The sequence below is a fragment of the Chitinimonas violaceus genome (assembly GCF_052601015.1).
In genome coordinates this window covers 1-18,078 of sequence record NZ_JBQXDJ010000048.1, presented here as the reverse complement: position 1 = coordinate 18,078, position 18,078 = coordinate 1, and the positions used below count along the sequence as shown (strand labels likewise).

At 54.7% G+C, this 18,078-nt stretch carries 17 protein-coding genes, 1 tRNA gene and 1 pseudogene; 11 read left to right on the top strand and 8 right to left on the bottom strand.

Going from position 1 to position 18,078, the window contains the following annotated elements; genetic code table 11:
• Nucleotides 1–22 precede the first annotated feature (22 nt).
• Entirely contained in the window at nt 23–850 is an 828-nt protein-coding gene (gene mutM / locus ACUHMQ_RS15070) for a bifunctional DNA-formamidopyrimidine glycosylase/DNA-(apurinic or apyrimidinic site) lyase (protein ID WP_445296286.1), read from the bottom strand.
• Between the two features lie 79 nt (nt 851–929).
• Between mutM and ACUHMQ_RS15065 the strand changes: the two genes are divergently transcribed.
• The 11 genes from ACUHMQ_RS15065 to ACUHMQ_RS15015 all read left to right on the top strand — a co-directional run bounded on the left by ACUHMQ_RS15065 (nt 930) and on the right by ACUHMQ_RS15015 (nt 11,181).
• Nucleotides 930–2,717 (top strand): tetratricopeptide repeat protein, encoded by a 1,788-nt coding sequence (locus ACUHMQ_RS15065; RefSeq protein WP_445296285.1) that lies wholly within the window; start codon nt 930–932, stop codon nt 2,715–2,717.
• Between the two features lie 42 nt (nt 2,718–2,759).
• Nucleotides 2,760–3,287, top strand: coding sequence for a lipoprotein insertase outer membrane protein LolB (gene lolB, locus ACUHMQ_RS15060; protein ID WP_445296284.1), 528 nt, complete (start codon nt 2,760–2,762; stop codon nt 3,285–3,287).
• Nucleotides 3,288–4,124: a 4-(cytidine 5'-diphospho)-2-C-methyl-D-erythritol kinase gene (gene ispE, locus ACUHMQ_RS15055; protein ID WP_445296283.1), complete on the top strand. Its 837-nt coding sequence runs from the start codon at nt 3,288–3,290 to the stop codon at nt 4,122–4,124. It abuts the gene before it with no gap.
• Between the two features lie 26 nt (nt 4,125–4,150).
• Nucleotides 4,151–4,225: transfer RNA gene (locus ACUHMQ_RS15050), tRNA-Gln, on the top strand.
• A gap of 114 nt (nt 4,226–4,339) precedes the next feature.
• Nucleotides 4,340–5,290 (top strand): ribose-phosphate pyrophosphokinase, encoded by a 951-nt coding sequence (locus ACUHMQ_RS15045; protein ID WP_445296282.1) that lies wholly within the window; start codon nt 4,340–4,342, stop codon nt 5,288–5,290.
• A gap of 89 nt (nt 5,291–5,379) precedes the next feature.
• Complete coding sequence (locus ACUHMQ_RS15040) at nt 5,380–5,982, top strand: 50S ribosomal protein L25/general stress protein Ctc (protein WP_445296281.1); 603 nt, start codon at nt 5,380–5,382, stop codon at nt 5,980–5,982.
• Nucleotides 5,983–6,063: 81 nt separating this feature from the next.
• A complete protein-coding gene (gene pth, locus ACUHMQ_RS15035) occupies nt 6,064–6,675 on the top strand; it encodes an aminoacyl-tRNA hydrolase (RefSeq protein WP_445296280.1) in 612 nt (203 codons plus the stop codon).
• A 222-nt stretch (nt 6,676–6,897) separates the two neighbouring features.
• On the top strand, nt 6,898–7,989 hold the full coding sequence (ychF, locus tag ACUHMQ_RS15030; RefSeq protein ID WP_445296279.1) for a redox-regulated ATPase YchF: 1,092 nt from the start codon (nt 6,898–6,900) through the stop codon (nt 7,987–7,989).
• A 205-nt stretch (nt 7,990–8,194) separates the two neighbouring features.
• Nucleotides 8,195–8,467, top strand: a complete 273-nt coding sequence (locus tag ACUHMQ_RS15025; protein ID WP_445296278.1) for an oxidative damage protection protein — start codon at nt 8,195–8,197, stop codon at nt 8,465–8,467.
• A gap of 133 nt (nt 8,468–8,600) precedes the next feature.
• On the top strand, nt 8,601–10,694 hold the full coding sequence (gene ppk1 / locus ACUHMQ_RS15020) for a polyphosphate kinase 1 (RefSeq protein ID WP_445296277.1): 2,094 nt from the start codon (nt 8,601–8,603) through the stop codon (nt 10,692–10,694).
• A 34-nt stretch (nt 10,695–10,728) separates the two neighbouring features.
• A complete protein-coding gene (locus ACUHMQ_RS15015) occupies nt 10,729–11,181 on the top strand; it encodes a SixA phosphatase family protein (RefSeq protein WP_445296276.1) in 453 nt (150 codons plus the stop codon).
• Nucleotides 11,182–11,187: 6 nt separating this feature from the next.
• Here the strand turns inward: ACUHMQ_RS15015 and ACUHMQ_RS15010 are convergent, their stop codons facing one another.
• The 7 genes and pseudogenes from ACUHMQ_RS15010 to ACUHMQ_RS14980 form a co-directional block, all read right to left on the bottom strand.
• On the bottom strand, nt 11,188–11,628 hold the full coding sequence (locus ACUHMQ_RS15010) for a DUF2214 family protein (RefSeq protein WP_445296275.1): 441 nt from the start codon (nt 11,626–11,628) through the stop codon (nt 11,188–11,190).
• The gene (locus ACUHMQ_RS15005) at nt 11,625–12,839 is read right to left on the bottom strand and encodes a heme biosynthesis HemY N-terminal domain-containing protein (RefSeq protein WP_445296274.1); all 1,215 of its coding nucleotides are present in this window, start codon (nt 12,837–12,839) and stop codon (nt 11,625–11,627) included. The genes ACUHMQ_RS15010 and ACUHMQ_RS15005 overlap by 4 nt, the downstream gene beginning before the upstream one ends.
• A complete protein-coding gene (locus ACUHMQ_RS15000; RefSeq protein WP_445296273.1) occupies nt 12,836–14,665 on the bottom strand; it encodes a uroporphyrinogen-III C-methyltransferase in 1,830 nt (609 codons plus the stop codon). Before ACUHMQ_RS15000 ends, ACUHMQ_RS15005 begins: the two co-directional genes overlap by 4 nt.
• An 18-nt stretch (nt 14,666–14,683) precedes the next feature.
• Nucleotides 14,684–15,628, bottom strand: a complete 945-nt coding sequence (hemC, locus tag ACUHMQ_RS14995; protein ID WP_445296272.1) for a hydroxymethylbilane synthase — start codon at nt 15,626–15,628, stop codon at nt 14,684–14,686.
• Nucleotides 15,629–15,730: 102 nt separating this feature from the next.
• Nucleotides 15,731–17,065: a deoxyguanosinetriphosphate triphosphohydrolase gene (locus ACUHMQ_RS14990; protein WP_445296271.1), complete on the bottom strand. Its 1,335-nt coding sequence runs from the start codon at nt 17,063–17,065 to the stop codon at nt 15,731–15,733.
• 159 nt (nt 17,066–17,224) lie between these two features.
• Nucleotides 17,225–17,806: a substrate-binding periplasmic protein gene (locus ACUHMQ_RS14985; RefSeq protein WP_445296270.1), complete on the bottom strand. Its 582-nt coding sequence runs from the start codon at nt 17,804–17,806 to the stop codon at nt 17,225–17,227.
• Nucleotides 17,807–17,973: 167 nt separating this feature from the next.
• Nucleotides 17,974–18,078, bottom strand: a pseudogene (locus ACUHMQ_RS14980) (IS5/IS1182 family transposase); the annotation flags it as partial.

Sequence of the window (18,078 nt, the reverse complement as noted above, 5' to 3'; positions counted from 1 at the left end):
GATATTGCGGATAAAATATCGATTAAACGGGCTGACAATGTGCACACCACCATGTAGAACGTTGACCAAGCCGAGTACGGTAAATCTCTGTACCACAACGTAAACAAGGTTGCCCATCACGGCCATAAACAAAATAATGCTGCTGAAAATATCCCGGCTTACCTTCACTATCGACAAAATCCTGCAACGTGCTACCACCCGCGGAAATTGCCTCCAGCAAAGTCTCTCGAATCACCCCAGCCAAACGCTCGCAATCGGGTAACGTTAATTTATCCGCTGGTCGGCCTGGTGCAATCCCGGCTCGAAACAATGCTTCATTAGCATAGATATTCCCTACGCCGACTACAATTTGACTATCCATCAGTGCCAATTTAATCGCCGTTCGTTTACCTCGTAATACCGAAAATAGATAAACGGGCGTAAATTCCGAACCAAGTGGTTCGGGTCCCAAACGATGGAGTAACGGGTGAGAAAACAGTTCCCCCGGTTGCCATAGCAAAGCGCCAAAACGGCGTGGATCGCGATATCGGAGTGCACGCAGCCCTGATTGACTGGGAAAAACCAAGTCCAGATGATCGTGTTTTTCCGGCGGTAAGTCCGCAGTAACAACTCGCAGACTACCCGACATACCAAGGTGTAAAATCAGGTAACCATATTCGATATCAAATAAGAGATATTTCGCCCTGCGCAAAACCTGAAGAACCTTGCGACCTGCAACAATGTCAGAGAGATCGGGCGGGACCGGCCAGCGTAAACGCGGATTGCGCACAAGCGCTTCTTGCAGGGTATGCCCCACAATGGCCGTTTCTATGCCGCGTCGGGTTGTTTCAACTTCCGGTAATTCGGGCATGGTTTCCGACCTCAGGAAGTAAAGCGGCTGACTATATCACGGCCGAAAATGCCGCCTCTGCGGTCAAGGATAACTTGCTATGTCTCACTACTCCGCCACCCTCTGTAGCCTGCTGATAGCAGCGGGCCTTCTCTCCGGCTGCGCCAGTACGGTAGACGCGAAGCGAATTGCAGAAAAAACGTCTCAAGCTTTGCCTGCCAACAATACAGATGATGCCGATGCAGATACCGATAACAGCGAAGTCAATCTCCCCGAGGAGGAGACAAGCTATCCCAAGCAAGCCCTTAATAAAGAACTTTTGTTTGGCTTTCTGATTGCGGACGTCGCTGCGCAACGTGGTGACAAAACCTTCGCAGCCAATACTTGGCTGGAGCTAGCTCGCGCCACCAAAGATCCGCGGGCTGCGCGTAGGGCATTGGAGCTGAATTATTCCTCAGGCAATCTAGGTAGTGCCCTAAGCGCCGCCCAGCTCTGGCGCCAATTAGAACCCCAGAAGCTTCCGCCTCGGCAGGTGTTACTAAACCTGTTGGCTCGAAGCAGTCGTTTACAGGAAGCTGAGACCGAACTCAGTCAATGGCTGGCAGATCGTCCTATGGATGCCCCGTCTATTTTCCTGCAAGCCAACACGCTTTGGCCCGCCCAGGCCGACAAGCAGACTGTACTGCAGCTGACACAAAGATTAGCCACTCCCTACCCCAAACTACCCGAGGCTGCCATGGCAACTGCCCTGGCAGCCAACAACGCAGGGGAAACAGAGTTAGCCTTGGCATCAGCCGATAAAGCTGTACAACTGAAGCCTGACTGGGAATCAGCCATCCTCTACCGCGCTGCGATTACTGAGACAAAGTCCCCCGAGGAAGCCATTGTCTACTTGCGTAGCGCAAGTCAACGGTTGCCAAAGTCACGCGAGATTAAAGCCAGCCTGGCAAAAGAGCTTGCCGAAGCCAAGCAATTTGAAGAAGCGCGGCAAGTCTACTCAAGTTTGAGCGCCGCCTACCCCAACGAGGTGGAATACCCTATAGGTGAAGCCTTAGCCGCGATCCAGATGCGTGAATATGCGCCCGCTGAAGTCGCATTGGGTAAAGCCCTGAAACTAGGCGTTCGCAAGCCCGATGCTTTGCGCTATTACCTTGGCATCGTGACCGAGGAGCAGTTCAAGCTGACAACCGCTCGGGACCATTACGCTTTGGTTGGCGATGGTGAGCTGGGTGTGCAGGCAACCACTCGATTGGCTCGTATCGAAGCGAAATTAGGGAACAAGACTGCTGCTCTCGCCGCACTACAACGCTTACCCAACCACACGGAAGCCGACCAGATTGCCCGGCTGCAACTTGAGGGGCAGCTATGGCGGGAGATGAAGGATCTGCTCCAAGCACGTACCACATTGGACAAAGGGCTACAGACCTTCCCCGATAACACAGATTTTTTATACGACCGCTCTTTGATACTTGAACAAATGGGCGAGCTGGACGCGGCGGAAAAAGATCTGCGCCATTACCTCAAATTAAAGCCGGATAACCCACTTGGCCTGAATGCGCTTGGCTATACACTGGCAAATCGCACCCAACGCTTTGAAGAAGCCGAATCACTACTTCGTAAAGCGCTCGACAAGGAGCCGGATAACCCGGTGATCCTGGACAGCATGGGTTGGCTGGAATTAAGACGGGGCAACATAGGCCAAGCCATCAATTGGCTCAAACAAGCTTATCGCGGTCTGCCAGACCCTGAAATCGCAGCGCATTACGGTGAAGCGCTTTGGCGTAACGGACAACATAGTGAGGCTCGTAAGATCTGGGCAGAGGGCCGCAAACTAGATCCGGCACACGAGGTGCTCCTGGAAACCATACAACGGCTCGGCGCTAAATAGACCAATTAACTCAGCATGTTTTCCCAACGCATTTCGGCTGCCATGGCTACGCTACTTCTTGTAGCGGGCTGTGCCAGTTATAAACCCGCCCCAGCGGCCCCATCTGCCTTGCCTAATCAATACAGTGTCAGTGGCAAAGTTGCTGTTAATGCTGCCGGTAAAGGCTATAACGCGCGCTTCAGTTGGTCGCACCACAATCAGCAGGACAGGGTCGATATCAGCAATCCGCTAGGTCAGGTGGTTGCTCGACTGGAAATGATGCCGGATGGGGCACGATTCTTCGATACAGATGGCCGACTCCATCTAGCTGACGATATCGAGTCCCTCAGCGAGCGCGAACTCGGATGGCGACTCCCCGCTGCTGGCTTACGCTACTGGTTGCTTGGATTAGCAGACCCCGAACGCGCTGCAAGCTGGCAGGAAGAAGATGGGGCCCGCGTCCTATTGCAGGATGGCTGGCGTATACAATATCCCGCTGCCTCTGTCGGCGCACCCGACAAGCTATCCCTAAAACGCAATGATCTCGAAGTGCGCATTGCACTTTATGACTGGCAACTCGCTTCTCAATAAATGGTTTATCACTCCTTTCCCGCCCCCGCCAAACTCAACCTCTTTCTACACGTCACTGGCCGTAGACCTGATGGCTATCACTTACTCCAGACCGTGTTCCGTCTGATTGACTTTGGCGACACAATCGATATCGCTATCGATGATAGTGGCCAAGTGATACACGAGAACCCACTTCCCGGGGTACCTCCAGAAACCGACTTAATAGTGCGGGCGGCGCATCTGTTAAAGAAGCGTACGGGCTGCCTATCAGGCTGTCGGTTACGCATCACCAAACGTCTACCTATGGGAGGCGGTCTTGGCGGCGGCAGTTCGGATGCTGCTACCGTATTGCTTGCACTCAATTATCTTTGGGAATTGGGCTTAAACCGGGCAGAACTGCAATCTCTCGGGCTCCAGCTTGGCGCTGACGTACCGCTTTTCATATTTGGGCGCGATGCTTTTGCGGAAGGCATTGGCGAGGCACTAAAAGAGATTTCCCTTCCGGAACAATGGTATGTTGTTCTAACCCCGCCGGTGTCTGTACCTACCATTGAAATATTTTCAGACCCAGGCTTGACACGTAACACTGAGCCCATAATAATGGCGGCCTTTCCGAACGACAGGGTCAGAAACGACCTGGAAGCAGTCGTCAAGAAACGGTATCCAATAGTTGAAAAATACTTAAGCTGGTTGAGCCAATACGGCAAATCAGTAATGACTGGATCAGGTGCTTGTGTATTTGCTGCTTTCAATACACAAGCTGAAGCGATGCGTGTTTTATCGCTCTTGCCCACCACAATGCAAGGGTTTATCGCGCAAAGCATTAAGCAGCATCCTTTGTTTGATTTGGTGAGCTGATTTTCAAATCAGTTCGGCAGATTCGTAGGGGAGTCGCCAAGTGGTAAGGCATCGGATTTTGATTCCGACATTCGTAGGTTCGATCCCTACCTCCCCTGCCAAAACTGTGTAGCAGGCATATTTCAAGTACCACATCGTCGTACGCAGCTAACAAAAAAGAAACCAGAAAGCGTGTAATAACGATTACACGCTTTCTTTTTTTCAGGGATCAGGATATGGCCTACGAAAATTTGATGGTCTTTACCGGCAATGCCAACCCACAGTTGGCGGATGCTGTCGCTAAACACCTCGATATCACAGTAGGCCGGGCCACGGTTGGCCGCTTCAGCGATGGAGAAGCCACTGTAGAGTTGCTGGAAAATGTACGTGGCCGCGATGTTTTCGTATTGCAGTCCACTTGCGCACCCACCAACGATAACCTGATGGAAGTGTTGCTGATGGTAGATGCGTTGAAACGCGCATCAGCTGGTCGTATCACCGCTGCAATGCCATATTTTGGCTATGCCCGCCAGGATCGTCGCCCACGCTCTGCTCGTGTACCTATTTCCGCCAAAGTCGTGGCCAATATGTTGCAAGCAGCTGGCGTTGACCGCTTGCTGACAGTTGACTTGCACGCGGACCAGATTCAGGGTTTCTTCGATATCCCTGTAGACAACATCTACGCTACGCCAGTGTTGCTGGATGATGTCCGCACCAAGAATTACGAAGACCTGATGGTAGTTTCTCCAGATGTCGGCGGTGTTTTACGCGCACGTGCCATGGCCAAGCAGCTGAATACGGAGCTGGCCATTATCGATAAGCGCCGGCCCAAAGCAAACGTTTCCGAAGTGATGCATATCATTGGTGACGTTGAAGGCCGTACCTGCTTGATCATGGATGATATGGTCGACACAGCGAATACACTCTGCAAAGCGGCAGAAGCCCTCAAGCAGCATGGTGCAAAGCGCGTATTGGCCTATTCTACCCACCCCGTGCTCTCTGGCATGGCAGTGGAACGGGTCGCGCAGTCCGAACTTGATGAGTTGGTCATCACCGACACGATCCCGCTCAGTGAAGCGGCTAAGAAGTCTAACCGGATTCGCGTAGTCAGTCTCGCGCCATTGCTTGCAGAGACGCTAAGACGAATCAATAACGAAGAGTCTGTTTCGACACTGTTTGTCGACTAAGTTTTCTACGGCCAGCCTCACCGCTGGCCGTTTATCCAAGCACTGCCTGGTCGCGGGTAGTGTTTTTTCTTGTAGTTCAGGAGTTAGTTATGACTATTGAAGTTATCGCCACAAGCCGCGCACAACAGGGCACCGGAGCGAGCCGCCGCCTGCGTAACGCGGGCAAGGTTCCAGGCATCGTATACGGTGCGGATCAGGCCCCCGTTGCTATTGAGCTGGACCACAACAATTTGTACTACGCCATGCAGAATGAAGTGTTCCATGCTTCCGTTCTGAGCCTCGTAGTCGATGGCAAAGCCGAGCCTGTGCTGATCCGTGATGCCCAGTACCATCCATGGAAGCAGATTGTGATGCACGTGGACTTCCAACGTGTGGATGCCAACAAGCCAATCCATACCAAGGTTCCACTCCACTTCATCAATGCTGAAAATGCACCAGGCGTGAAGGCCAGCGGCGGTATCGTGTCGCACGTGCTGACCGAAGTTGAAGTGTCCTGCCTGCCCAGCAAGCTGCCTGAGTTCATCGAAGTGGACCTGATCGACCTGCAAGCCGGTACCTCAATCCACTTGGCTGACCTCAAGTTGCCTGAAGGTGTTGAGCTCGTCGCGCTGAAGCACGGTGACAACGGCACTGTGGCCACCATCCTGGCCATCCGTGGTGGTGCTACCGAAGAAACACCAGCCGCCGCTTAAGTCAGTTAAGCGCAGCTTCGCAAGACGGCTCGTCGCCTTTGGGCTGGCGAGCCGTTTTTTTATCTGTTCCGGACTGATTAAATGAGTGCAACTACACAGCCCATAAGACTGGTCGTTGGTCTAGGTAATCCGGGGGCCGAATATGCCGAGACACGGCATAATGCTGGCTTTTGGTGGGTGGATAACTTGGCCAAAGAACTCGGTGTCGTGTTACGCCCGGAGAGTAAATTCCTGGGCTTGGCTGGCCGTAGTCGCGACGATATCTGGCTGTTGCAGCCTACCACTTATATGAATCGTTCCGGCCAGTCGGTTGCCGCTCTGGCAAGGTTCTACAAGATACCGCCTGAAGCCATCCTGGTGGTACACGACGAACTGGATCTTCTCCCCGGCGAGGCAAAGCTCAAGCAGGGTGGAAGTCACGCCGGGCACAACGGTTTGAAGGATATCCAGGCACTTTTGGGTACTGCCAGTTTCTGGCGCCTGCGCCTGGGTATAGGGCACCCACGTACGTTGAACTTGAATCAGTCTGTGGTCGACTTCGTATTGCAACGCCCACGTCAGACTGAACAGCCAGATATTGAGACTGCCATCGAACACAGCCTCAAGGCTTGGCCACTGCTGGCTGCAGGTGAATTCCCCAGAGCGACCATGGCCGTAAATACAAAGCCAAAACCACCTAAGCCTGAAGGCTAGATTTGCTTGGGCTGGCAGCCTTCAAGATGGGGGCAGTTACCAATCGGTTTGGTCTAAAGCTTTTATTTACGATGTATCGTAAGTAACCAGTAAACACAGCGCAAAACAGATGCTGAGTAATAGGCTGGTCCCGGTCAGAGATATACAACGTGCTTGTGAACCGGTTTTAACCCAGTATCCATACTCGATTTAACATTACGCTTTATCAGATAGGAATTTCCCATGAGCCTTCAATGCGGCATCGTTGGACTACCCAATGTAGGTAAGTCGACTCTCTTCAATGCGTTAACCAAGGCCGGCATTGCGGCGGAAAACTATCCTTTCTGCACCATCGAGCCTAATGTCGGCATCGTGGAAGTACCAGATTCGCGCTTGAAAGCACTGTCCACCATCGTCAACCCGCAAAAGATCCAACCCGCCATTGTCGAATTTGTCGATATCGCCGGCCTTGTTGCGGGCGCCAGCAAAGGCGAAGGGTTGGGTAACCAGTTCCTGGCCAATATTCGCGAGACCGATGCCATCGTGAACGTGGTTCGCTGCTTTGACGACCCAAATGTTGTGCATGTCGCCGGCCGCATTGATCCCTTGGCTGATATCGAAGTCATCGTCACCGAACTCGCGCTGGCCGACCTTACTGCTGTTGAGAAAGCCATGCAGCGCGAAGGCAAGAAGGCCAAGTCCGGCGACAAGGACGCGCAGAAACTAATCGCCGTCTGTGAGAAGCTGTTGCCACATCTGAATGCCGGCCAGCCTGCCCGTACCCTGAAACTGGCGGATGAAGAAAAAGTACTGCTCAAACCACTGTGCTTACTGACCATCAAGCCCGCCATGTATGTAGGCAATGTGTTGGAAGACGGTTTCCAGAACAACCCGCACCTTGATCGCTTAAAAGAACATGCAGCCAAGGAGGGTGCGCCAGTGGTCGCACTTTGCGCAAAAATCGAAGCGGAACTCGCTGACCTCGACGACGAAGACAAAGCCGCCTTCATGGCGGACCTGGGCTTTGAAGAACCTGGCCTCGATCAGTTGATCCGCGCCGGTTACAAACTACTTGGCTTACAAACCTACTTTACTGCTGGGGTCAAAGAAGTACGTGCGTGGACTATACACACCGGCGATACCGCACCCAAGGCTGCCGGCGTTATCCACACCGACTTTGAGCGTGGCTTTATCCGAGCCCAGACGATTTCCTACGATGACTTCATTACCTACAAGGGTGAGCAAGGCGCCAAGGAAGCCGGCAAAATGCGTGCGGAAGGCAAGGAATACGTGGTTAAGGATGGTGATGTACTGAACTTCCTGTTTAACGTCTGAGAACCAGTTCAGCGTCTGCTACGCGTCGGCAATACTATGTTGAAAACGTCTTCGGAATGCCCACTTACCCCTTGTAAACGCTGCTTCCTCAATTGTTTTCGCCTTGTCTTGCCCTAGCTTGCGAGACTCGGAACAAGTTCTAAGAACCAAAGCCATGATGGTCACTCCGTGATCATCATCTGCAACGTTTGAAAGGAATACCGCTATGGCCAGAATGGTTAACTGCATCAAGCTCGGCCGAGAAGCCGAAGGTCTGGACTTCCCCCCCATGCCTGGGGAGCTGGGTAAAAAGCTGTTTGACAGTGTGTCAAAGGAAGCCTGGGCAGCCTGGGTAAAACACCAGACCATGCTGATTAACGAAAATCGTCTCAATCTGGCGGATACGCGTGCACGCCAGTACCTGACACAGCAGTTGCAGAATTACTTCTTCGGCACCGGGGCCGATATGCCACAGGGCTATGTACCACCTCAGCACTAAGATAATTTAGCGCTTCCAGCACGACAAAATGGCCGCTTCTAACGCGGCCATTTGATTTTGTGGCTTCCCATGCGGCCAACCATCGCGGCGCTTCGCTATACTCAACGCCTGAACCCGCATTACGACTTGCTCCATGACTCTCGCTCATCACGCCAAGCACGAAGCCACCACCGAGTTATTCCTGAACCGGGAACTCGGTCTGCTCGAATTTAATCGCCGTGTCCTGGCGCTGGCAGAAGATCCTAACAATCCCCTACTGGAGCGGCTGAAGTTTCTTTGTATTGTCTCGTCCAATATGGACGAGTTCTTTGAAGTGAGAGTTGCCTGGGTAAAGGAAAATATCCGTATGCACTCCACCCGGCCCGCGCCGGATGGCATGTCGCCCGAAGCCGCTTTCAACTGCATCTCAACCGAGGCCCACGCCCTGGTGGAGCGGCAATACACGATTTTGCGGGAAAACATCCTGCCGGAATTGGCAGAGGAAGGTATCGTCTTTCTTCGTCGCATTCGTTGGAACGATGCGCAGCGTACCTGGGTTCATAACTATTTCAAGCGCGAGCTAGCACCGGTATTGACGCCTATCGGGCTCGACCCGGCACACCCATTCCCTCGGTTATTGAACAAGAGCCTGAACTTTGCAGTGGAACTGGATGGCCGCGATGCATTCGGGCGGTCATCAGGCATTGCCATCGTGCAAGCTCCCCGTATCTTTCCGCGATTCATCAAGCTGCCATCCGAAATTTCCGGTGTTGAACACGGCTTTGTGTTTCTCTCATCCATACTGCACGCCCATGTGGACGAGCTATTCCCTGGTATGGAAATCAAGGGTTGCTATCAGTTCCGAGTCACGCGTGATTCCGACCTGAACGTTGATGAGGAAGACGTGAAGGACCTGCGCGCAGCCTTACAAGGGGAGCTTACCCAACGCCAGTACGGTGATGGGGTGCGACTGGAAGTCGCCGACAACTGCCCGCACCATATCTCGGATTATCTGAGCGAGCAGTTTGGCCTCTTGCGCGAAGACGTCTACCGGGTTGATGGCCCGGTGAACCTTGTTCGGCTGATGCAGGTACCTGATCAGGTGGACCGGCCCGACCTCAAGTTTCAGCCCTTCATGCCGGGCGTACCCAAAGAGTTGCGCAAGCAACCCGATATGTTTGCTGCGATCCGCCATGGCGACATTCTGCTGCACCACCCGTTCCAGAGCTTTACCCCCGTCATCGACCTCCTGCAACAGGCAGCCCGCGACCCAGCTGTCGTTGCCATCAAGATGACGGTGTACCGTACATCCAAGGATTCCGCGTTGATGGAAGCGCTGATCGAAGCCGCAGAAGCAGGCAAGGAAGTCACCGCCGTGGTCGAGCTGATGGCGCGCTTTGATGAGGAAGCCAATATCAACTGGGCGGCGAAACTAGAGCGTGTCGGGGCGCATGTCGTCTACGGCGTATATGGCTATAAGACCCACGCCAAGATGCTTTTGATCGTCCGCAGGGAGGAAGGCCGCCTGCGCCGCTATGCCCACCTCGGCACAGGTAACTACCATCAGCGTACTGCCAAGCTGTATACCGACTTCGGGTTGATGACGAGCAACGAAGACAAGTGTTCCGACGTGAACGATGTCTTCATCCAACTCACCGGCATGGGTAACCCAGGCAAGCTGAAAGCGCTCTGGCAGTCGCCATTCACCATGCACTCGTCGATGGTCGCTGCGATCGACCGCGAAGCGAACATCGCCCGCACGGGCCGTCGCGCCGTCATCATCGCCAAGATGAATTCTTTGTTGGAGCCCGCGCTTATCGAAGCGCTTTACGCCGCAAGCCAGGCCGGTGTGACCATACATCTCATCGTACGTGGTGTATGTACCTTGCGCCCCGGTGTAAAAGGGCTGAGTGAGAATATCAAGGTCCGCTCCATCGTCGGGCGCTTACTGGAACACACCCGAGTGTTCTATTTCTTTAACGACGGTATGGAAGACGTTTACCTGGGGTCTGCCGACTGGATGGGGCGCAACTTCTTCCGTCGCGTTGAAGTTGCGTTCCCGATTTACGACAGCAAGAGCAAACGACGGGTAATACGTGAAGGGCTACGCCCCTATCTGGTGGATAATGCTCAGGCTTGGGAGATGCAACCGGATGGGCGCTATCGCAAGAAAAGGTCGCGTGGCGGCAAGCTGCGCAGCGCCCAGGGCATGCTGTTAACCGAACTGGCAGCCAAAGCGCGAGACTAAATACTCTGTTCACGATTCGGTTGCAGGCATAACGATGAATTTGATCCTATGGCGGCATGCCGAAGCAGAAGAAGGTACTGACGATCTTGCACGCAGGCTGACCAGCCGAGGACAAAAACAGGCCACGAGAATGGCTGCTTGGCTGCAATCACAACTACCAGCTAGCGCCCAAATCATCGCCAGCCAAGCAATACGTGCCCGCCAGACCGCGGCAGCCCTATATCCCAACCATATGGTGGATGCCCGTCTCAACCCAGGCACCACTGTTGCCGATCATCTCTCCGTCGCCGGTTGGCCCGATAATCAGGAACATGTGGTTCTGGTTGGCCATCAGCCGCATCTGGGCAGACTGGCTTCCAGCCTGCTGGCTGGCTTTGAGGCCGATTGGAGCGTCAAGAAAGGCGGGGTCTGGTGGTTGCAATGCCGGATACGCGACAATGCGCCGCAGACTGTCCTTAAGGCCATTTTGTCTCCAGACCAGCTCTGATCCGAATTAGATTCCAATACCACGGGCCATCATGCTGGCTAACACCGGTATCAACAGGAGCAACAGCAACTCAATGCGTATTAGCATCACCACACGCTTGAGCTCAATGGGTACCACTTTTCCCTCGGAAACTGCAACCCGCTTCCAGGCAATAAAGCGCAGCGTAGGATAAATAGACAAAATGCCGACAGCAGCATAGACCGTCAATTTTGCGTGGAAAAACGGGTTATGCAGATAGAAGTCCATACCCTTTTCGCTATACATCCGGGCAATGCCACTACCTATTTGCACCATTGCAGTTACGCCATATAGCAGATCGAGCTTGGCCAGACTGCGGGCCCGTGCAACGTCCAGCTCAGGCTTGATGAGCAGATGCTCTGCCACCAGACATGCCATCAGGACCATTGCGCCCAGATAATGCAATGCTGCGAGCAGCGCAACACTCATCCTCGGCGCTCCAGCAGGTCCAAAGCAAGCCCAAGGCTGGCACGGTATTGCTCGTTGGCTTCCTCACGTTCGTCCAGTTGCTCCAGCAACTGGCCCAACTCTGCATGTGCAACCGGGGTTGCCGTCACTGCCACACTGGCTTCCAGATAGGTACGTGCCTTCCCCCACAGCGCCGCATCGCGGCACAGGCGCCCCAATGCCAGTAGTAGCGAATGATCGTTGGGGTGATTGCGCAACCAGTCCTCCGCGCGGGCAAGGCGCTTCACTGCACCGCCATGCCCCCCCATACGGCCAAGCTCACCGTATACCTCCAGGAGGGCGACATCCCAGTTGTGTTCCAAGGCATCTACAACAATGGCTTCGGCTCGTTCGATGAGACCAAGGCGGCCAAACTCACGGGCTGCAGAAGCTGCCAAACGCGGCTGATGACGCTCGTCTTTACCAAGCCCAGCCCACCAGCGCTCCAACTCACGGTTATCCATAGGCGCCATCTTGATTTGCGCCAGACGGGCCTGGGCGCGTATGCGAAAAGCCTGCCCCGCCTCAATGGCATCGCTCTTCTCCAGCATACTTGTCAGCTCAAGTACTCGCGCCGGGTGATTCTCCTGTTGGCGTAATTTCAGCTCCAACTTCAACGCAGACGTCAGCTTCGGAGAAATCGCATACACCTGTTGCAGCAAGTCCAGTGCTTCACGGGTGCGATACTGCTCGCCCAACAACTCAGCTTCCAACATCAAACGCGCCAACGAACGTGGACCACCTATCTCACGCGCTTGCTCCATGTAGGCATCGCGCCGCTCAAAATCACGGCAATGATGGCTGGCTCGTGCAGCAATCAGGGTGTCAGCCAAGCGTAACTCGGCATTGTCCTGCGAAGCCAAAGCCACCCGCATATTCCGCTCTGCACGCAAATACCTACCCTCAAACATCGCCAACAAAGCCTCGCGATGGTACTTACCGGCATTGAGCGCACGTTTTGCAGCCTGATAACGGCGTACGTTACCCGGCATGCTGACCACCCAGTCCAACAATTTTACTAAGCCATAACCCCCGCCCAGTAAGAACAGGAACAGCAGCACAAAAGCATTTAGCGACAAATGCATACGCCATTGGTTGAAAAACAGCAGGGCGTAGCCATTATTCTCGCGGGCAAACAACGCCAGCAATACTGCCAGGGTAAAGAGCACCAGCAGCCAGATCACCGACTTCATTTACTGTCCTCCCGACCTGTCTGGCGGCGCGCCTCACGGGCCGCATTCACACTATCGGCCAGCGTAGGCAAGGTCTGTGCCGGCCGAGCCGCCTGCAGCTCCGCCAGGGTAGCCATGACAGCTTTCACTGGCTTGCTGCGCGTGTCGAACTGCTCACGCAAGGCCAGTTGGATGGCGGAAAGATCAAGCCGAAAGGTTGACTCATCGCGTTGCAACAACGCCAGGCGCGCATTCAGCAAACGTAACTTCAAGTGTTCTCTCAGATAGAAGGCCTGTTCCGGCGCCAACAAAACGGGGTTGGGCCGATCAAGACGGCGAATTTCCACTAAAGCCCCCAAGGCACGACCCAGCTCACCCAGCACCGTGGTGGCAGGCTGTTTCGACTTGTCCACGTCCTCTACAGACGCCGCATCCACCAGCAGCGGCAGCTTGTCCACCTGTACCGCCAAGCTGTCCAAACGTGCTGACAAACCCACATAATCGACCCACGGTACGCTTTTGAGCTGATCAATATCGCGCACCACTGCGCGCCGCAGATTTTGCAACCGCGGCTTATCGTTACCGGCCAAACGCTCTTCCAGACGATATAAAGCTGCCAAAACTGCACCCGTATTCCCAGTCAGCTGTAATTGCTGGCTGGCGAGCGACAAGGTCAGCTCTGCATCGGCCAAGGCTGCCTCTTCATGATCGCCCGCTACCGATCCATAAAGCGCCTGCAAGTCCGACTGCTGGGCGAGTATTTCCTCCTGTTGCGCCTGGGTCGCATTCTGCCGGGCATCCAGCTGGCGTAACTGCGCCCCATCGCGCCGCGCCTCGGCACTCAAACTGCCCTGCAGCGCTTCCAACTGGCTCAACCGCGCATTCAATTCCTGGTGCGGCGTTTTCGCCTGGAACTGATACATAAGCACGGATACCACCACCATCATCAATACCCAGGCGAATGCACGACCAGTGGTATCCCCGAAAAAGCGACCCGGCTTATCAGTAACCGCTTTCGACGGAGATACCGCAACTGGTTGGGGCGGCACCGAGGAAGGGACTGGGGCAGCAGGCTTTGGCACCGGAGCAGGCTTAGGTGTGAAGCGTACCTGTAGCTCCGCCACCATGTTGGCGTCACCCGGAGTCAGTAACGAGATTTCAGTCACATCATGACGACGTACCGTTTCGACAATCGCCGCATGGCTGGCGAAGAAAGGGATATTCCGCAACCGGGAAGCCAACACGCTATCGGCGAGGGTAAACATATTATTCACCGCTTCTGAGCTCGTCACGATAACGCCATCGCAGCCCTCAGCCAGCAAGGCAAGCACATCCTCATGCGTCAGGCGGGGCATCTGGCGGCGATAAGCTTCGACGACCTCTACGGTGGCGCCACGTTCACGCAAGGTTTCCGTCAGTACTTCGCGGCCGCCATTACCACGGAACAGCACCACGCGCCGCCCAGTCATATGCTGTAGCGCTGGGTGCGCCAAAAGACCTTCGCTATCGAATTGGTTATCAGGACTGATCACATCTTGCATGCCCAGCTCCAGCGCCTTTTCCCGCGAGGGCATGCCTATCACCGCTACAGGCAGTTTTGCGGGCCAAGGACTTACTCGCTCTGTCACCACATCCAAGGCTGTAGGGCTGATAAATACCGCCAGGTCAAACTCATCCAGGCGCTGCAGCGCCGCAGCCAACCCAGCGGGATCACTGCTCTCGCCGATTGCGATCATCGGTGCGAGCAGCGGCACTGCACCCGCCTCGCTCAGCAAACCGGCAAGCGTAGCGGATTGGTTTTCCGGTCGGGTAATCAGAAAGCGGCGTTGGGCAAGCGGACGACTCATGGGAAGTATCTCAGCGGTTTACACGGCAGGCTTGAGGAGGGCGCGCGCACCTTCGGTCAACATCAGATCGGCGACCTGACGTCCCACGCCCACAGCAGCGGCACGACTGCCATTAGCTTCAGCACGCAGCATCTGGCTACCATCGGGGCTGGCAACAAAACCACGCATGCGCAGGAAATGGCCATCAACAACCTCGGCGTATCCACCCAATGGGGTTTCGCAGGAACCGTCGAGTCGCAGGCTCATGGCTCGTTCGGCGTTAACACAGTCGGCGGTTTCAGCATGGTTCAGTGGAGCCAATAACTCAGCCAGATCAGTCCGATCAGCACAGATCTCGATACCGAGCGCCCCCTGCCCCGGCGCGGGCAGGCTTTCTTCGGGTGTAAGCGCAGCTCGGATACGGTAGGCCATATCCAACCGTTTAAGGCCCGCCGCCGCCAGGATAATGGCTTGGTATTCACCGGCATCGAGTTTGTTCAACCGTGTTTGCACATTGCCCCGCAGTGGTTTGACCGCCAAATGTGGGAAAGCTGCCCGGACCTGCGCTTCACGGCGCAGACTGGACGTCCCTACCACAGCGCCTTTCGGCAAGGTGGCAAGACTGGCGTACTGGCTGCACACAAATGCATCGCGCGGGTCTTCACGCTCGGTAATCGCTGCGATGGCAAAGCCATCTGGCATGCGCATCGGCATATCCTTCATCGAATGCACGGCCAGATCAGCACGACCTTCAAGCAATGCGACTTCAAGCTCTTTGACGAACAGGCCCTTACCGCCGATCTTATTGAGCGTTACATCAAGAATACGATCACCATGGGTGGTCATGCCCAGAAGTTCGACTTTAAGACCGGTATACAACGATTCAAGCCGGGCAGCGATGTGGCGAGCTTGCCACAGGGCCAACGCAGATTCACGCGTGGCGATGACGAGGCGATCGGGAATAGGCACAGCGGGAAGTCTCACGGGGGAGTAAAGTTTGCGGGGATTCTAGCACGGTCGCCGGACATGACCGGTTGCACAGGCAGCGCCGGTTTTCTGCGCCTGGCCAGCGAGATTTGAACTGGTCTAGCGCCCCATCCCACCCACCTGCTGCGCCAAATAGGTAGCGTAGTTGTCTGTCATCCCCCCGATAAAGTCGAGTACCCGCATGTAGCTTTCATACAAAGGCCATTCCTTATACGGGGCGTTGTACTCCATCAGATCCAGAATACGTTTATTGCGGAAGCTGAGCCTCTCCGGCTCAGTACGTAACTGGTAGGCTGCACCACAGAACGCTTCCAGCAGAATGTCGAGGCAGGTGAAGCTGCCGACTTCGATTTCAACCTTGCGTCGATTGTTGAATATACGTTCGCGCGCCAGTTGCTTGGCTTCGTGGATGCCATGGCGGACAAAGTCCGGGCAGGCCGCGATGAGGTCTCCTTCATATTCGCCAGCCAGCAGCTGGTCATGACTACGCAGAAAAGCCGCGGTGACTTCACGCACGCAACGGTCGATCGCCTTGGAACGCAAAAGCGACATCTTGCGCCGCACACTAGGCGCACCTGCAACTTCCAGGCGCAATAAGTCATCATCAATACCAGCCAGTTTGATCAACATCGGTGCGATGGTTTCAAAAGGCAGCATGCCGATTTCCACCCCGTCCTCCAGATCCAGGATCGCGTAGCAGATGTCATCCGCTGCTTCCATGAGATAACTGAGCGGGTGACGGCACCATGTTCCATTCTGTTTGGCGATCAACCCAAGCTCATGCGCTACCTCATCGAGCAGCTTCTTCTCGGCCTGGTAGCAGCTGAATTTTTCTTTGAAGCCCGCATGTTCGCTGGTCCACGGATATTTGAGCGTGGCGCCAAGCGTGGCATAGGTCAGCCGCATACCGCCATCAAAACGATGGTTCTCCAATTGGGTCACCACCCTGAAGCCTTGGGCATTTCCCTCGAAGGTCTGAACATCGCGCCGCTCCTGCGGGCTGAGGTTCTGCAACATGTATGCATTGGACGACTGGCGAAACCAGTCGCGAATCGCGTATTCACCCGCATGGCCAAACGGTGGGTTGCCAATATCGTGTGCCAGACAAGCTGCCTGGACAATGGCGCCAAGGTCATACGGAATGATATGCACGGGTAACTTGGCTCCGAGCGCCTGGCCGACCATGATGCCCAGAGACCGCCCGACACAACCTACTTCTATCGAGTGCGTCAGTCGGGTATGGACATGGTCGTTCTCCGTCATCGGGTGCACTTGTGTCTTGCGGCCCAGGCGGCGAAACGGGGAAGAGAATGCGATCCGGTCGTGATCCTTATGAAAATCAGACCTGCCAATAGCTGGCCCGGTTTCCGGCAGACGGCGAGGCGCACCCAGTCGATCGGCCGACAATAATTGCGGCCAGTTCATTTGCGGCATGGAGTTCTCTCTGGCGATCAGGACGACAGCCCTGCGAACAGACGATAAAAGACAAGACAGTATTGTAGGGGCCAAGCCCCACCAACCCCAGCACCAATCACAAACCGGGCAGCTTATGTTGCAGAACCCGATCCAGCTCGATTGCTGACCAGACTCCACTCAAGGATTGGACAGGCGAAAGTTAGGCCAGGCGCTGTTGAATCGCCGAATCAGTGATTCTGCGGCTGGGTGTTTGCGGGAAACCAACAGATACGTCGGGCCCACATGGATGGGTTTGGGGTTGAAGGTAAGCCCTTCCCTTACTGCAGGATCATTAGCAAGACCAATCAAATACTCGCCTACTTCACGGTCCATGGGAAAACCATCGATACGACCATGGGCTAGTTTATTGAGGTTCTGCTCATCGGTCGGCGCTCTATCAATACTGAAGGTGCCATCGCTTGCCATACGGTCAAAGTCCGGGCCGTAAAAGTAGCCATTGCTGAAGCCAAGCTTCACACCACGTAAGTCAGTCAGATTCGTCCATTCAATGGGGCGTCCTCTACGATGGAAAATCACAAACGTGATGTTCTCGATTGGCCCAATCATGGAGAAATCCCGCTCCCGTTCGGTTGTTTTCAACCACAAGGGTGTAGCAACGTATTTACCCACTCGCGTGAGCTTCATTGCGCGATTCCACGGCATAAATTCGTAACGAACCTTAACCCCTACCGAGGCGAAAGCTTCTGAGAGACGAGTCATTACCGTACCCTTCCCAGGCAAAGAATCCCCGGAATATGGCGGCCATTCACCTGTCGCAATCGTTATCTCCTCCGCCTGCACTTGTACCCACAGAACAAGGGCCAGCAGAGATATGAGCGCCTTCATAGCGATACCACCTCTGGCTTAAGAGCGTGTTTTAAAAGTTGCTATTCCAGTCTGTTGAGCATCAAATTGATCATGGCGATTTGAATGAATGTTTCGCTGGATAGGGTGAGGCATTCATAGTCCTTGGAGAGTCGACGATACCGATA